Annotated in this window: 7 protein-coding genes; 4 read left to right on the top strand and 3 right to left on the bottom strand. The window is 53.8% G+C overall.

Going from position 1 to position 17,466, the window contains the following annotated elements:
• Nucleotides 1-21: 21 nt before the first annotated feature.
• Together lptE and leuS are read right to left on the bottom strand one after the other, a co-directional pair.
• On the bottom strand, nt 22-972 hold the full coding sequence (gene lptE / locus MXE41_RS10025; protein WP_247100386.1) for an LPS assembly lipoprotein LptE: 951 nt from the start codon (nt 970-972) through the stop codon (nt 22-24).
• Between the two features lie 300 nt (nt 973-1,272).
• Nucleotides 1,273-3,861: a leucine--tRNA ligase gene (leuS, locus tag MXE41_RS10020; protein WP_247100385.1), complete on the bottom strand. Its 2,589-nt coding sequence runs from the start codon at nt 3,859-3,861 to the stop codon at nt 1,273-1,275.
• A gap of 1,185 nt (nt 3,862-5,046) precedes the next feature.
• Between leuS and MXE41_RS10015 the strand changes: the two genes are divergently transcribed.
• The 4 genes from MXE41_RS10015 (at nt 5,047) to MXE41_RS10000 (ending at nt 14,229) form a co-directional block, all read left to right on the top strand.
• A complete protein-coding gene (locus MXE41_RS10015; protein WP_247100384.1) occupies nt 5,047-6,015 on the top strand; it encodes a L,D-transpeptidase family protein in 969 nt (322 codons plus the stop codon).
• A 728-nt stretch (nt 6,016-6,743) separates the two neighbouring features.
• Nucleotides 6,744-11,063 (top strand): hypothetical protein, encoded by a 4,320-nt coding sequence (locus tag MXE41_RS10010; protein WP_247100383.1) that lies wholly within the window; start codon nt 6,744-6,746, stop codon nt 11,061-11,063.
• Between the two features lie 205 nt (nt 11,064-11,268).
• Nucleotides 11,269-11,826, top strand: coding sequence for a hypothetical protein (locus MXE41_RS10005; RefSeq protein WP_247100382.1), 558 nt, complete (start codon nt 11,269-11,271; stop codon nt 11,824-11,826).
• A gap of 1,083 nt (nt 11,827-12,909) precedes the next feature.
• The gene (locus MXE41_RS10000) at nt 12,910-14,229 is read left to right on the top strand and encodes a hypothetical protein (protein ID WP_247100381.1); all 1,320 of its coding nucleotides are present in this window, start codon (nt 12,910-12,912) and stop codon (nt 14,227-14,229) included.
• 1,036 nt (nt 14,230-15,265) lie between these two features.
• On the opposite strand, the gene MXE41_RS09995 is transcribed toward MXE41_RS10000, so the two are convergent.
• Nucleotides 15,266-16,906 carry an MATE family efflux transporter gene (locus MXE41_RS09995; RefSeq protein ID WP_247100380.1) on the bottom strand — a complete coding sequence of 547 codons (1,641 nt, stop codon included), beginning with the start codon at nt 16,904-16,906 and terminating at the stop codon, nt 15,266-15,268.
• Nucleotides 16,907-17,466: the final 560 nt, after the last annotated feature.

The following is a 17,466-nucleotide window of genomic DNA, read 5'->3' as shown; positions in this document are numbered from 1 at the left end:
GGCCCTCAATGGGGCTGGACATCAGTATGGTGCTACTGGTGCCTTGTGCAGACGCTCAGGGCGCACATCAGGCAGCTCCCACTTGCGGGCCTTGCGTACATGCTCACCAGGATCTCCTGGCAGTGGCGCGCCAACAGGAGCTGCGGTGGCCGGAGTACGGCGCAGCAGGGCATTGCCATTGTCGAGCTGATCGAGGGTCACAACAGTGCCGGTGGCGCTTTCGTAGCTGTCCTGGGACTGCAGCGCCTCAATGAGAGTCATGCCGGTAGAGCGCACGCCCGGATCGATGCTTTCCTCATCGGAAGATAGCAGCTCATAAGGCTGAGGCACGGCCACATCAGGGTCGGTAGAGCGGCCCAGATAGCCAAGACGGAAGACCAGGTCGTCAGCCAGCTGGCTTAAGGTTTCTTCAATAACTGTACTCTTTTCAGTGTCAGCTGCCAGAGACTGACCTGGCTTGTTAAGTACTGAGCGGGTAATGGAGTTGCGCATCACTATAGGACGGTGATTAGGTACGCTCAGGGTGGCGGCCACGTAAATCACAATGGCATTTTCAATGGCCTGGGCACGGGAGTTTACCGATACCACATTGTCGGAAATATCAGGATGAGGAATCATCAGGCTTGGGATGGTGCCGTTATTTTCCGGCTCATAGTCTGACGACTGGGCATGGACACGTACGCCATTGGCCTTAAGGCGCAAAATTACCTTGCGGTAGAAGTCACTGTTGTAATCACCTGTGACTACAATTTCAGGAATAGTTTCATCAAGAGGGGCCTGATTGGGCAGATTAAAGCCACAGCCACTTGCCAGTACTCCGGTGGCGGCGGCCACGGCCAGCATGCGTACAGGCATTGAGGCGGCGCGGCCTGTCATGGCAAAGGCACGCAGCGGCGCAGCAAGGACGCGGCCGAGCACAAAGGCACTGCGACGCAGTGCTGCCGGAGCTGATGAAAAAATTCCTGAGAGCATAGTGGTTTAACTCCACGGTAAAACTGTCTGTGCAGGCCTTCAGGCCTGGCAGGGGTCGGCCATGGCCTGACCATCATGCTGAGCCTGTGGCCACGGCCAGGTGGCCATGTGCCTGGAGCTGCCGCCTGAAGCGCGGCGCCCCAGGGCACTGAGGGGCCGTGAGCCCTGATATATGAATGAGTGCTCATTATAATGCCACATGGGGGCATAAAAAAGCCCGCCATAAAGGCGGGCTGTGGGCATGCAGACGCTGCAGGGGCCGGGCTCTGGCCCGGCGCCAGGTGCAGCGCGGGCACTGTATTAAATTACGATATTGACCAGACGGCCCTTGACGTAAATTACCTTCTTAGGCTCCTTGCCCTCGAGGTTGCGGGCTACGGCCTCATCTGCCAGAGCTGCAGCCTTAATGTCATCTTCTGACATGTTGGCATCAACAGTGATCTTGGCGCGCAGCTTGCCGTTGACCTGAACTACGATAAGCAGATCCTCGGCCTTTAAGGCATCAGGATCGGCAACAGGCCAGGTAGCGGTCTCATCGAGCTCGTCAGTATTACCCAGCATCTCATAGAGCTTGAAGCACATATGAGGAATGATAGGGTAGAGCATGACCACTACAGTGTTGTAAATCTCGTAGCGCAGAGCACGTGCAGTCTCGTCATCACCATCGTAACGGGCAGTCTCATTGAGCAGCTCCATAATGGCGGCAATGGCGGTATTGAAAGTCTGACGACGGCCAATGTCGTCGGTTACTTTCTCAATGGTGGTGTGCAGCATGTGGCGCAGCTTGCGGCCCTTTGCATCGAGCTTGCTCTTATCCAGCTCCACACGTGGACCTGAAGCGATGAGATCGTTTACCTGGTTCCACAGCTTGAGAATGAAGCGGCGGGCACCCTCAACACCGGACTGACGCCACTCGAGGGTCAGCTCGGCAGGGGAGGCAAACATCATGAACAGACGTACGGTGTCAGCGCCGTAGAGCTTGACCATATCCTCAGGATCGATGCCGTTGTTCTTGGACTTGGACATCTTGATCATGCCGGCGTGGGTCAGGGTGTTACCCTCATCATCCACAGCCTCGACAATGTTGCCCTTTTCATCACGGGTAACCTTTGCCTTGAGCGGACTTACCCATACTTTGGTACCGTCCTTGACATAGTAGAAGGCATCAGCCAGCACCATGCCCTGGCAGAGCAGACGCTTGAATGGCTCATCATCCTTAACCAGACCGGCATCACGCATTAACTTGTGGAAGAAGCGTGAGTAGAGCAGGTGCATAACAGCGTGCTCAATACCGCCAATGTACTGATCTACTGGCAGCCAGTAGTTGACCTCGTCATCGACCATGCCAGTGGTGCAGTGAGCAGAGCAGTAGCGGGCATAGTACCAGGAAGACTCCATGAATGTGTCAAAGGTATCGGTCTCGCGACGGGCGGCCTTGCCCTGGTAAGTGGTCATGTACCACTCAGGGTCAGTGGTCAGTGGATTGTTAACGCCGTCGATCTTGACGTTCTCTGGCAGAATTACCGGCAGATTTTCCTCGACCTCAGGTACGAGCTCGCCTGTCTCCTCAACAGTCAGCATTGGGATAGGAGCACCCCAGTAGCGCTGACGGGAGATACACCAGTCACGCAGACGGAAGTTTACGGTACGCTTTGCAATGCCCATGCTCTCGAGCTTGCTGGCTATAGCCTCCCAGGCGCCCTTGAAATCAAGGCCGTCAAACTCACCTGAGTTTACAGTTTTGCCATGCTCAACATAGGCCTCTTTTTGTACGTCGATTTCAGAGCCGTCCAGAGGAGCGATAACCTGCTTGACAGGCAGACCGTACTTGCTGGCAAACTCATGGTCACGCTCATCGTGGCCTGGTACAGCCATAACAGCGCCGGTGCCGTAATCCATGATTACGAAGTTGGCTACCATTAAAGGAACAGGCTGACCGGTTAAAGGATGAATGGCATTAATGCCGGTGGCCATGCCCTTCTTTTCCATGGTGGCAATGTCAGCCTCGGCAAACTTGTGAGTCAGACATTCCTGGCAGAATGCAGCCAGCTCAGGATTGTTCTGAGCAGCACGCTTTGCAACAGGATGACCTGCTGAAATAGCCATGTAGGTTACACCCATGAAGGTATCAGGACGGGTGGTGTAAACCTCTACTGTCTCATCGGAGTTTTCAATGCTGAAGGTGATATTAAGACCCTCAGAGCGGCCAATCCAGTTACGCTGCATGGTGCGTACGCGCTCTGGCCAGCCCTCGAGCTTGTCAATATCGTCAAGCAGCTCCTGGGCATAGTCGGTAATCTTCAGATACCACTGAGGGATTTCACGCAGCTCAACGGCAGTGCCACAGCGCCAGCAGCAGCCGTCTTCTACCTGCTCATTGGCCAGCACGGTCTTGTCGTGTGGACACCAGTTGACGTTGGAAACCTTCTTGTAGGCAAGACCCTTGCGGTACAGGTCGGTAAAGAACTTCTGCTCCCACTTGTAGTACTCAGGAGCACAGGATGGAATCTCACGGGCCCAGTCATAGGACAGACCAAGAGAGACCAGCTGATGCTTCATGTAGTCAATATTGGCGTAGGTCCATTTTGCTGGATGGGTATTGTTCTGAATGGCGGCATTTTCGGCAGGCAGACCAAAGGCGTCCCAGCCCATAGGGTTGATTACATTCTTGCCGTTAAGACGCTGGTAGCGGGCAATTACGTCACCAATGGTGTAGTTACGAACGTGACCCATGTGCAGTCGGCCTGACGGGTATGGCCACATTACAAGACAGTAGAACTTCTCTTTGGCAGAATCTGCCTTCACCTGGAAGGTCTTGTGCTCATCCCAGTACTTCTGTACCTCAGACTCGAGCTCCTGCGGGTTATATGCAACATTGGTGGTTGCCATAGGTACTTGCTCCCAAAATTTCACAAAATCTCGCTGACAGCGGCCGGGCAGTCCATGGGAAGCCCGGCCGGCGCAGCCTTACGTCCCGGTACCTCCGGGACGGCTGTTTCTAAGGCTGAGCTAAGCTAACTTGTCTAGACTGAAACCGCTCCCTGACTGCGTACTGCGGCCCCGTCCGGGCCTGTAAATACGCAACGGGCACAGTGTCAGTGCAGACAACTGAGCTTAGGTACCTGCCCGGGCACGCTCACGGCTGCTGCCGTGTCGTCTGCCGGGGCCACGCCCGGTCCCCTTAATATGGGGGCCAGCAGGGCTGCCGTGGTACTGCTCAACCTTAACTGTTGTTAAGATGGGATATTGTGCCATGATTGCCCAAAAGAATTAAGGGCTATTGCAAAAAGCCACCCGGCCGCAGCTGCCGCCCAGTCGCCGGGCTGTTGCCCCGCTGTCGCTGCACAGTCGCCACAGCAGCGGCCGCGTCTGTAAGGGCCCGGCCGGGAGTACTGTCCGGGCCGTAATGGCGCCGTCCGGCCTGAAGCCTGAGCTGCGCTCCGGCATAGGCCTCTCCGGCTAAAACGCAGGTGAGCGCCGACAAGTCCCAATTATGGTGCATATCAGAGCCTGTGCCTTGCCATAGTGCACAGCCATGCACAGTCATGCACTGCCGCGCGCCGTAAAGGCAGCCGGCACACAAGGCATCCGGGCTGGACCGGATCGGACCGGCTGCAGCGCCGGTCCCATAATGTTTATCCCCGCGCTGTCAGTACCTGTCAGAACCGGGCAGTAGCAGTAAGTCCGGCGGCCGCCCGGGCAGGTGATGAAAATACTCACTGTTACAGCTGACTACCTGGCAGCCCGGACGGCTCCCGCCCTGACAGCCCGGTCGGGCTGGCAGGGCTTAACTGGCCGCAGACAGGCGGCCATGGACTTGCCGTACGTCTGGAGGCCAGGGGCAGTGATGGCGATCACGTGCGGTACCGGGGCCGCGCTCTGACAGTGGAAAAGCGCTTGTATTAAAGATAAGATAGGCTCTTTATGGCTGCATTCACATGCATTTCACTTACCCTGGGGCGCCTTGCAGGGCCCGGTAATGTGATCACCGGCCGGACAGTAAATCAGGTGAGCGGGAGCTCAGAGCACTGCATCCGGCTGCAGAGAAAAGAATTGATATACAGGTAAGAGATTATGTTCAGCTGTTCCTCTTCATGGTCAGATAGAGCCTTTGGCAAAATGGCACTTTCCTGCGCCGCTCTGGTGCTGACAGCCGGCGCCTTTAGTGCCAGTATGAATGCTCATGCAGCTGCCTACCCATATGATGAAAAGACTGTGGTAGTAGGCGAGGACACCACCTATCAGATTGCCCGCAGCGGCACTACCACTCTTGAGTTTGTGGCTTCACGCTATCAGCTGGGCCTGTCCAATCTTATCGAGGCCAATCCTGGCGTCGATCCTATTGTTCCGGTCAATGGCACCAATCTCATCATTCCTCAGCGTGTTATCCTGCCTGACACCCTGCACCAGGGCATTATCGTAAACAGCCCGGAAATGCGCCTGTACTACTATCACAATGATCAGGTAGAGGTGCTGCCAATTGGTATTGGTCAGCTTGGTACCGATACTCCGCTTAACTGGACCACCAGGGTGGAGCGCAAGCGCGCCAATCCAACCTGGACGCCTACAGCAAAAATGCATGCCGAGTACGCCGCCCGTGGTGAAACTCTGCCTAAGGTATGGCCAGCCGGTCCTGACAATCCTATGGGCCTTTTTGCTATCTACATTGGTCGTCTGTACGCAATTCACGGCACCAATGCTGACTTTGGTATCGGCCTGCGCGTAAGTCATGGCTGTGTGCGTCTGCGCAATGAGGACATTGAATACCTGTACAACAATGTCCCTGTAGGTACACGCGTGCAGTTTATCAACGAGCCAATCAAGACAGCCGAAGATGCCGAGGGCAATCTCTATATTGAGGTTCACCAGCCTCTGTCAATGAACGAAGAGGAATTTGAAACTCTGGACAAGAACCTGCCATTTACCTTTACCAAAGAGCAGGAGGAGTTCTTCAAGCGTCCTGAAATCAATCAGGAAATCCTCCAGCAGGCCCTGTCTGAGCGCAGCGGCCGTGTGGTGCTCCTCAACCCGGCCACTTTCTAAAGCGCCTGTCACCGCACGCTCTGCCAGGCTGTGCCCGGCTGGTCATGGCGGCCATGCCGCCCATGGCTTGCTGGCACGACAGCAGACCTTGCCTCAGCCCCAAAGCCCCGTCCGACCATATAAGTCTGACGGGGTTTTAACTTATGGGCTCAGGCCCGCTCAATTAGAAAAAATGGCCATACTGGAGTATGATCCCACAGGTCACAACATGGACCCCAGGATAAGTCATCTCCGGCCCGACAGGTCGCTGCGCAAAGGCCCTGGGACGCCGGCCTTTTCCCAGTACCCGGCATTCCATGCTGAACACATGCTGTCCGCAACGTAAACCTCATCCAGTCAGGCCGTCATATGGCCTGTCTGACGCCGCCAGTCCTGATGCCGTCAGCTGCAGCAACTGAACTGCTGCGACGTCAGCTGCAGCGGACACAGGGGGGGCATGCAGCTTTGGCAAGGCGTAATCGTCCAGCCATGCAGGACACTTCCTTTTGATTTTTGCCTGCGTTTGCGATCTGTCATCAGGACCATTGCTGTACTTAAATAAGAGCTGCGCTGTGTAATCCCGATAATGGTCGGCCGTCAGCAGGCCTGTCGCCAGCTGCCCTGTTGCCGGCGGCGCTGGGGCGAAAGCCTGGCCGGCTTTATGTCCGGCCTGGGCAGCATTTCTTTTACTTATTGGCATCATATTGGAGCCGGAGTGGCCCTGGGCGGCCGGCTTGTTCGAGGTTGGTATGGAACTTTTGCGCTCCTTGCAGAGCACAGTGCGTTATGTTCTTCATGGATCTGAGCGTGCAGCACCTGAGCGTGATGTACTCTCACCATGTGCTGCCCATACCGCCCCGGGCGAAGGGTACGGCAGCAACCGTACCGGGGCCGGTCTGCGCCGCAGCTGTCTGTCACTGGCACTGGCCATGATGCTCAGCAGTCCTGCCGCTCTGGCCATTGATTATGATATCCAGTATGAGGGCACCCATATCAACGATCTCGAGGCTGAGCGTGCTCAGGCACTTGAGCGTGCCCGTGCCAAGGCCCGCAGTGAAATTTCCCGCCAGGCTCAGGTTGCCGCTGACCTCAACCGTCGTACTGCCGAAGGCAAAGATACTGGTGATGACTTTATTGAACCTGCTGAGGGTGAGATAAGTGATCTGAATGCTGTTCATGATTATGAACAGGCCCGCAGTGTCTCAGCTGCAGACGCAGCAGAGGTTGCCGCCAGTGCTGCTGCCGCAGCCAAGGACTCAGCTGCAGGCAACAGCAGTCACATGTCCATGAAGGGATCGCAGAGCCTTGCTGCCCAGCAGGCCCTTATCCGTCTTGAAGAGCAGGCCAGGGAGGCCATGGAGGCCAAGGCTCAGGCCCATGCTCAGGCTCAGGCTCAGGCCCATGCTCAGGCCCAGGCTCAGGCCAATGCTCATGCTCAGGCTCAGGCCAGTGCTGATCTTAAGCAGGCTCAGAAAGCTCAGGACGGACTGCATGAGCGCAATGGAGCCGAGTCCGGCCCTGGACGCGGTCCACTGACCGGAGAGCGTCTTGTGGATGCTGCCTCACGTTCACATGCGGCCAAAAATGATGCCGCCAGTGCCCGTGCTGCTGCCGTTTACTCAGGCAATCAGAACATGCGCGACCCTGTGGCTGAAAAAGACGATCAGCCATCGCTGCTGCGCCGTATCTTCGGCATTGGCATCAACAGGGCTCAGGCCAATCCTGTAGATGATATCAGCGCCGCCAACAGCCGCTATCTCAATTTGCATGTCTTTGGTGATGTGGAAACACTGATGAGCACTGCAGACGGATCTGAGGAGCTGCTTAATATTCTGCCGGGCAAGCTTGATGACAGCATGCTCATTCCTTATGAAAGCCGTCAGCAGGCCATGGCCGAAGAGCTGCACAAAGGCATTTCCTTCCTTGCCTATCTCTTCCACATGTATACCCCTCAGGCATCGAGCTATCGTATTCCTACCTTCTTTATCGATGCCCACAAATTAAGCCAGGAGCGTCCCGGCGTTGCTCTGGGCCGTGGTCCCGATCCTCTCAAGGACGGGGCTGCTGCCAGTGCCAGTGGCAAGGCCCATGCTACGGGTAAAGCCCATGATGCGGGCAAGGCCCCTGCAAATGGCCGGGGCATGGGGGCAGCCGGAGCTGAGAGGAAAAAGCCAGCCAGTGAGTATGGCAATATGGTCAGCCTGACCGGATCAAGCTCTTCCTATCCCCTTTATCATCTGTCCATGGTGCGCGATCGCCTGCATACTGAGGGGGCCTGTGCCGGCCTTAGTTATATTGAGGCCGATCTCAAGGGCAAGTGCCGTGGTGACCAGCAGTACAACGGTATTGTGCTGCTGACCATGCCTATTCCTGATATCCAGAAAGAGGGTATTTATACAGGCGTGCCGCGTCAGATTACCCCTAATGTGCTCAAGGCCAATTTCTTTGCTCAGGGCATGGATACCGGTGCGCGCCTGATTGGCTTTCATTCTGGTTACTCAGGGACTGAGGACGTCTTTACCGCTCCTCTGCACTCCTTTGACCGTCATCTGTATTCCCCGCAGCTCAAGCAGTTTGTCAGGGAGAACACGGGCTATCGAACCATTGCGCCTGACTGCACTCCTTTTTCAGCTGACAGGCGCTGCCAGCTTTACTTTGTCGGTCTTGAGGTCAACCGTCTGTTGAGTCCGGGCAATGAGCTCAGTATGTTCAATCTGCACTCACGCAGTACCCTCAATCTTGGTACGCCTGACGTAAATATCGCTCCTCAGGCTCTTGCCTATGAGGGCGTGGCCCGTGATGCACTGCTGCGTGCTCAGGCAGCAGCTGAGGCCAGCAGGCGCGCCTCTGAGGAGGCCATTAAGGTAAAGCAGCATCAGCAGGCTCAGCTTACCGATCAGCGCGGTATTGATCTGGCTTCTTTAATTCATGGCCATCAGGGCACAGCCTCGCAGCATGTTCCTGATGTGGTGGCCCGTGCCTCACAGTCAACTGAAGTCAATGCAGCATCTGTCGCAGCAGCGACCTCCGCTTCGGCTGCAGGTGCAGATAAGACGGCTGCCAGTGCCGAAGCAGGCGCGGCTGGTGGTGCCGCCACAGGCGCTGCAGCAGGCGCCACCGGCGCAGGCGGCGCCGGCAGCACCGGCGGCTCTGCTGAGGGCAGCACTGTGGATGAGCAGAGCCTCATGGATCTGGCTGCTGACATGGATGTGGTCAGCGGCCATGACCGTCGTGGTGGTGTTGATGAGGACGGCAATTATGTAGCCACAGGCTATGGCATCGACAAGGCCGTCGATCTCTACGGTATTCCTCTGACCTTTACCCGTCTGGGCCGTCCGGTGCTGATGCTGCGTAATACCATTTTGTCAGCCGATCAGTACAAGAATTACACTCTTCCTGTCGAGCTTGAAATGGCACTGCTCTCGGATCTGGGCTACAGCCTCGAACCTCGTGAGTTCTTTGGCAATTCCATTTACAGCTTTGGCACTCCACAGTACCGCATCACCCGTTATGCCCGCCGTCCTTATGCCTTTTATGACCACATGGCCGGTACCTACAATGTCAAGCGCCCATCACGCATGCCTCTTGGTACAGGCGTGCATATTTACGGCTCTTACAATGACGTAGTGCATGATGCCATTGTTTCCTCCATTGGCGAGGGATCAGTTGGAGTGCGTATTGACGGCAGCTCCAATTATTACTGGCAGACCCCGGGGTCATCCATTGTGACCTCAGGTAATGATTCGACAGGTATAGGCTTTACTTACGGCCGTGACAACAGTGCCTATATTTCAGGCTATGTAGGAGCTATGGGCCGCCATGGTGTAGGCATCAAGGTTGACATGGGATCCAATATCTACTCTGATCTCATTGAGTACCGTGGTTCCTGGGCCCGTGTGCGCACTCTTGATTATCTGCATGGTCAGGCTGACGCCCAGGAGGCGGCTACTGTGCCTCTTACCGATGATATCAATGGTCCTGCCGTAAGCGATCTCATTATCGATGGCGTGGTTGAGGGAGCTCAGGCCGCCATTATGATTGACGAGTCCTCCTTTGTGAAGAATATTCACATCACCTCTGAGGCTGTGGTCAATGGCGGCATTTTTTCTTCCTGGAATCCGCGTGCCAATGGCAGGGGCGATATTATTCTCGTTCATGACGGCCGCAACAGTGCTCTTCTTGATGCCGTTCTGCAGTATCCGCGCGATGAAAGCACAGCTGATCTCACGGCCCGAACCATTATCGACCGTCATCTGACTACCAATGTCAATCTGGGCGTACTCCTTGATGAGAACAATCAGCCGTTGATGACCGACCGTCAGCGCAATACCTTCCTTGGTAATGAAAAGTCACGTGTAGTGCTCTCCGGTGATATCTCAGGCTCAACTCTGAATGTACGCAATTTTGCCGGTAAATCTACCGTTCTTGGCAATGTCAGAGCCAACCGTGTCACTGTCTATAACGGCATTCTCAGCCTCAACGGTCCGGCAGGCTCCATCAATCAGATTAAAACACTGATTCTGCGCTCCAACTCCGTGCTTGATTATGTCAATGGCATGACCAGCCACACCTATGTGGAGGGCAATATCCGTCTGGGCCGTAATGTCACTATCCGTGTTGATGCTGATGCCGACGGTACTCCACTTGATGAAATTTCATACAGTGGCAAGTTCTCAGCCTCCAATTATCAGCTGACCATTGAGCCTGGCGTGAGCTATATCGACATGCGCCGTCTGGGCGCTGACCCTAAGGCCCTGATGAATTTCATGGCCAACTTTGTCGATCAGTGCTCGCGTCGCTTTGCTCAGGACGGCATTGTGCTGCGCTTCCCTCACTATCTGTGGGATAATGCCGGCGGTTACGGCCGTGAGATCAAGTGCACCCCTAAGGGCTGTCACTTTGGCAACTTTGCCTCCAGTGACCGCCGCTCCAGCGTCACCGACGTAGAGCCATGGCGCTACTGGGTATCCTTCATTGGCCTTGCCGTGCTCATACTGTGCTTCTACGGGTGGTACTATCTGCACTGGTTCTCACTGAGCTCCAGCCGTAAAAACGACAGCTCCAGCTGATGCCCTGGCCTGACAGCGCGCAGCGCAAGCAGGCAGCACAATGCAGCTGCATGCTGCCGCTGCACGCTGCCGCTGCACGCTGCAGCTGCAACGGCTGCCCGCTGTCAGACTGGCGCCGCAGCGACAGTTTCATCCGCAGCGGCTGCGCAGGCATAAAATAAGCGTCTGAAAAATATCATCCATTGCCCATACCTGTTGCCAGGATATGGGCTTTGTTGTTTTTGGGGGCCGCCCCTTTGACCATGAGCAAAATATACATCTGATTCATATATTAAAGAGCAACGACCTGACAAACATGATAAATAAGCAACAGGTGTGGCTTTTTGCCTGCCTTGATATGGCATTGAATTTTCAGGAGCCTGATGTATGTTGCGTGAACCATGGCTCTATATTTATGGGAAATATCTACAGAGACAGGCAGGATATAACTGTACCTGACCTGGCTACTGCCGACAGGAACTCCAAAGAGGTCTCCGTTTACTACAAAGCCTCGTCTACAACAGACGTCGCCGCTACACAACTGGCCAGCTGCTGCCCAATGGCAATATGTATCCCAATGACAACTTTCGCAGGAACCATGCTGATTAGTGGTAGCAGGCTTATGACCCGGACAACCATCAGGAGCAGATACTTTCTGTTTAACTTTATGCATCATCTTTATCGGTTTTGCCACCTGAGCCACCTGCAAAGCGGGGCCGCCCTGCAGGCAGTAAGAACATGTAAACACAGTAGGGGCAGGCTGATACTGCTTACTGTTTTATAAAGTGACATGTATGAATCATGCTGTTCAGTGACAGTAAGCCAACAGATTAAAAGACATGCAGGTCAGGAAAGATCAGCTCATGGTCCAGGAAAACAATCAGTCCTGATGCGGTGGCATCTGTGGTCACATTCGGGCGGGCAGGTTGGTTCGGTGTCGTGGGCTCCTGTACGGGGCGGCTGGGCCTCATATGGGATGGGCAGATGGTGTGGGGAGGCTGAGTGTGAGTGGATTTTGAGAGCTCTGTAGTGAGGGTTCGTGCGTCGATTGTTGCGCGCTTCATAAAGTCTTATGTGCGATGCCACGGCCATGTGTTTTTGCTGTTATGTTGCCTTTGTGCTCTGTGTTGACGCCTGAGTTTCCGGGATGATCTGCGGGCAACAGACACAAGTGCAAGGCGCATGTGAAATTGTATAGTAAAGTAGCCTGCTCACAATTGGGTCTGGCTTGCTGTAGCTGGAGCTGCTGCTGATGGTGGGGCTGGCTTGCTGGAGCTGGTGCTGAGGCTGCCGGTTCTGGTGGTGGTGGCGCTGATGTTTTGATGTGGCAGCTTTTTGGCGTATTGCCTGTTTTGCTGGTCGAAAGTGCACTCCCGGGATTCGGGCTGCTTCAGACAACAGGCTGTCATGTTAATAGCTGATGTTTACAGCGGGCATTTTTATGGGATAAACGCTCAAAAAGCCGGTATCTATGGGCTTTTTTGAATAAAAACGGCCTGAGTTTTGCAGATATGGCTCTTTGGGCACGTCAGGCTCTACGCTGTGACTGTAACGGGCAGCTTAAGTTTAAGCTCCGATACTCGAGCCTGATTATCAGGGTTAATTCAACATATTTAACTGTGTTGGTGGCAGGGCTTCAAGGTTCCGTCTGAATGTGCTTTATTTTTAAAAATGATAATTTGTTGCAAAAGTGCGGAGGCGCACATTTTGTAAAAATGTTCATGGTCATGAGGCGGCACAGATCTCAAAAGGGGTCAGCTGCAGGCCGGGGCCATACGCCTATGTGCTAAATTAGGTGTAAAACTTTGGATTTGTGCGGCCGGCGGGGATCGGACGGCCTGGTAAACTGGTATTTTCTGGTGAGTGTATGGATAAAGACAGGATTAGAGAATTTCTTTGGGTTGTTGATACTGTCTGCGCCGGAGATGAAAGCAGGCGCAGAGCCATGGTGGCTGCCCTGATCAGAATGCAGGGCCCGGCATCATTTGAGATGATCAGCCTCATGACCGGTCTTAGCGGTGAGCAGATCTCAGCTGGTGAGCGTAAGGTCGAAAGCATTATTGAAAACAAGCTGGCCAAACTGCGCGGCACAGCTGTTGTAGGAGCTCGTCCTGATGGAGCGGTCTGTGTTATTGGTGGACCACGCCAGAGCCGTGTTCGTGTTCCACAGGCTGCTGCTGCCGTGGCTGCCGGAGAGTCTCCTGAGGCCATGACTGCCTCCTACAAGAGCTCTGCAGGTTACGGTATTACTCCAGCTCAGCCGAATCCAACGCGTTATCAGCATGCCCCTGGTGAAGAGCGCGGTCATGTGCAGTCCATATTTGACAAGGTACGTGATCAGATTAAGCGTGAAAATTTCTTCACCGGTACTGCCATGGATACCCTTGATCTGATTCGCGCCCCGGCAGGCAATCGCGATCCTAATCTCATAGGCGCCATTAATCAGATTCTGCAGCGCTCCAGCGGCAGCTCTGACAAAACACCTCTGATGTGGTCCATCATGGATCTGTATGACATAGCCGATAATCTCAAGGCCATGGGTTACGATCAGAGTTTTAAGAGCATCAGAAATATCCTTGCCGAACAGAACTACTTCCTGACCGGCCCTTATGGTATTACCAGCCATCACGATATCATTGCAGGCAACTTTGCTGATATCAACAACAAGGTAGCAAACTACATCAAGCGTGGCGTACCGGTAGTGTACAGCTATGCCCAGAATTTCCTGCTGCCTAACGATGCCTATGAGTCCATTTCAGCTCATAAGCGACTGACCCGTGATCAGCTCAGCCGTACCATGGAGCTGGCTACTGAGCATGAAAACTTTGATTACGAACTCTATCGTCACTCAATTGTTTATCTGGACCGTCAGCGCCTTGATTTTGCCTTTGACACCATTCTCAAGTGGTGGGAAGATGCAGGCTCCAGTGTTTACGGCAATGCCCGTGAGCTGTGCCTGATCTGTAACTGGTTCGTATGCCGTGCCGAAGGTGAGGCAGATTACATCAATGAATGTACCGAAGACCTTATTGAGTTCTTCGGCGAGACCAGCCTTGATCAGGTTCAGATGATGGAAGGCAATTACAAGTGGCAGTGTGTAACCAGCAGCCAGTCCTACTCATTCTCACGTCCGGCAGGTCCTGACAGTACTGCCATGACTGTAATAACCATCCAGACTCTGGGCTAAACAGCCACAGCCAAAAACACCATATCAGCTCCGGTTGCCCTGAGTGTCATGCTGTCACAGCAGCTTTGAGTGCCACGGCTCCCCGATCGGGGCCCTTGACAGACCTGCAGCCTGGAGCTGCATTAAAGCACAATCCATAATCACCTCACAGAGGGAGCATTCGATAAAAAGAGTGCTCCCTCTTTCATTTTATAAAGTGTTATAAAAGCCGGATCTCCAGACTGATCCCTTAAGCATCACCCACCATAAGTGAGGATGACGTGCGCTAATCATGTACTGGAACTAATAAATATTTTATAAAGTATTATCATGCAGGTATGATGTGGAATTAATTCCCGGCTTACGTGTCTCGTGGCAAAGATGAAGCGTGTGTACTCGTGCATCCATCCATCCATACATGTATGCATGAATGAATTAATGAACGCATGGCCTGTGGATAGTTGATTGTCGACAGTTGATTTATGCGCACAGTCAGTTCTCAACCTTAAGCTGCATTTGTCGCCATGCACGCCACTCAATACCATGCCACGCAATGCCATGCGCGCGACGCCACGCAGGCTATGCCATGCACGCGACGCCACGCAGGCTATGCTATGCCGCGTCATGCCATGCTGCGCCACTAATGCCATACTGCGGCATGCCAGGCAAATTTAACTCAGACTGTTGTCAGGCTTTTATGCCAACTGTTATGCAATGCATCTTTGATGCAATGAGTTTTTTGAACATAAGGCAGTAAAAGGTAACGGGCGGCCATATTGAATACGGTGGGCTGATGGCAGGCAGTCATAATTTGGGCTTGAGATGAGTATTGAGGGGAGCAGGCAGTGACAGTAATGACAAAGGTGGCGGCAGCTACGAGCTGTCGCTCATAGAGACGCGTGCCCGTCCTGCACCTGTTCTGGCAAATAATTTATAACTTGTTTTGTAATGAAAAAAGGGCCTGACAGTAATACTGTCAGGCCCTTTGAGCTTGAACCGGATTAACGGTCAGTGCGCATGGAGTTGCGCGATTATTATCAAGACTGTGACCGCTTTATTAGCGTCCACTTTGCTCATATGACTGGCTGCCGTTGTCAGCCGCTTGAGCGGCGGTTGCTGCAGCTGAGCTGGCTGAGCCGGTGGCATACTGTGAGGCCGCGATCATATTGGCATCAGCGTAGGCCTGGTGGCCTGACTGGGCAAGGAAGTCGCGCTCTGCCTGCTCGTTGCTCTTCATAACCTCGTCGCGTACTTCATCCATGACGTCCGAGCTGGACAGGACAAAGGTCTTTGGCAGTTTTCTGGTCCTGAACAGATAGAAAGTACGGGCCAGATAAAGCAGACAGGCTACTGTAAGGGCACAGATAAAGCCAATCCAGAAGCCCTGAGCCGCCATAGGTTCACCAGTCAGACCATAGCCCAGGGTATAGCCCACAGGCATGCCTACAATCCAGTAGGCCACAATGGTGATGATGAAGATAGTGCGTGAGTCCTTAAAGCCGCGCAGAATGCCAATACCAATTACCTGCAGGCTGTCAGGCAGCAGGAAAGCAGCGCAGTACAGCAGCAGAGTGGAGCCCAGCACAAAGACCTCAGGATCATCGGTATACATGTCGATAATAGGGTCGTGGAAGGCAATGACAATGATAAAGCACAGCACGTAGAAGAACAGGCCCATGATGATGGCACCAATGGCGGTGCGCTGAGCACGCAGCCAGTGACCGGCACCCATGGCTTCACCTACACGTATGGTGGTAGCTGAGGCAATGGCCATAGGAATCATGAAGATAATGGCCGACACGTTCATGGCAACTGTATGGCTTGCTACTACTACAGGTCCAAAAGGAGAGAGCAGCACGGCTACCAGGGAGAAGCAGGTTACTTCAATAGTGGTAGACAGAGCCAGAGGGAAACCAAAGTGCAGAAACTCTTTGACCTCTTTGGCTGTGATTTTGAACATGTGCTCGTAAATGCGGTAGCGGGCGTAGAACTTTGAGGTCTTGATGTAGATTAACATGAAGATCACAGAAATATAGATAGCAACAGTGGTTGCTACGCCACAGCCAATACCGCCCAGTTCCGGAGCGCCGAATTTGCCGAAAATAAAGATGTAGTTGAGGGGAACGTTGAGCACCAGGGCAAGGATGCCAAATACTGATGATGGCAGTGTGTTGCCCAGTCCCTCCCAGTAGCCACGCAGAATATTAAACATGGCAAATCCCGGCATACCGAGGGCTACAGCAATGAGATAACCCTGACCTACCCTGACCATTTCCTGGTCAACATCAGGCATAAAACGGTAAATCAGAGGCATAAGGCTGACCATGATGCCGATAATCACCGAAGTTACCAGAATAATCACGGTGGCAAGATGCATCTTGCGGGCAATGAGCTCTGTATGTCCTGATCCGCGCAGCTGAGCTACTGTAGGCTGAATGGCCAGCGACATGCCTACGATAAAGAGCACAGCCGGCAGATAAAAAGAGGTGCCGATAGCCACACCGGCAAGCTGCACTGATCCGGCAATACCCGACATGACAGTGTCGGCCACGGACATGGCAGTAGTAGCAATCTGACCAAGGAAGATAGGCCAGAACAGCTTGAAGGTTCTTCTGATATCCTGGCCATAACCAGGAACAATTTCCATCTGGGCAGCACTGCTGTTGCTGCTGCTCTGAGGCTTAATGGTGTTTTCCATAAATTAATGTCTATCCCGGAAATCAAGTTTTGGACCGATATATTGGCAGCACATGTGCGCAGCCGGCACCCATGAAACCCTCTGGCAGGGTCAGATCATATTCCACAAAAGAGCTGCCCGCAGCACACTCATTAGAGGAAGATGATGAGGAGGACAGGCTGTTAGGTGCGTTGGTTGGTCTGATGCTCTCAGGCCTTGTGTATAAGGACATGGCAAACTCTCCTTTTTCTTAAGATTTCAAAATTGCAGGACAGGTTATGACAGTAGCAGTCCCAGCCTGCATAAGGTTTCCAAATTGCAGGGCATGGCATGGCAGTGTCAGTCCCAGCCTGCATAAGATTTCCAAATTGCAGGGCATGGCATGACAGTCGCAGTCCCAGCCTGCATAAGATTTCCAAATTGCAGGGCGGTACAGGGTGAGGGCCCTGCCTGCTTAACTGGCAATGTTTTCATACTGCTCTGCAGGCTCTGGATGATGCCTCCATGGCAGGCTTCAGGATGTATGGGCCAGGACAGCTGGCTGGCCGGGCTGGCAGCGTCTTGCTTTGGGCATGGCCCGG

The organism is Anaerobiospirillum sp. NML120449 (genome assembly GCF_023051105.1).
Taxonomy (GTDB): Bacteria; Pseudomonadota; Gammaproteobacteria; order Enterobacterales; family Succinivibrionaceae; genus Anaerobiospirillum.
The sequence above is the reverse complement of the archived record's forward strand: the minus strand, read 5'-3'. Positions and strand labels throughout refer to the sequence as shown.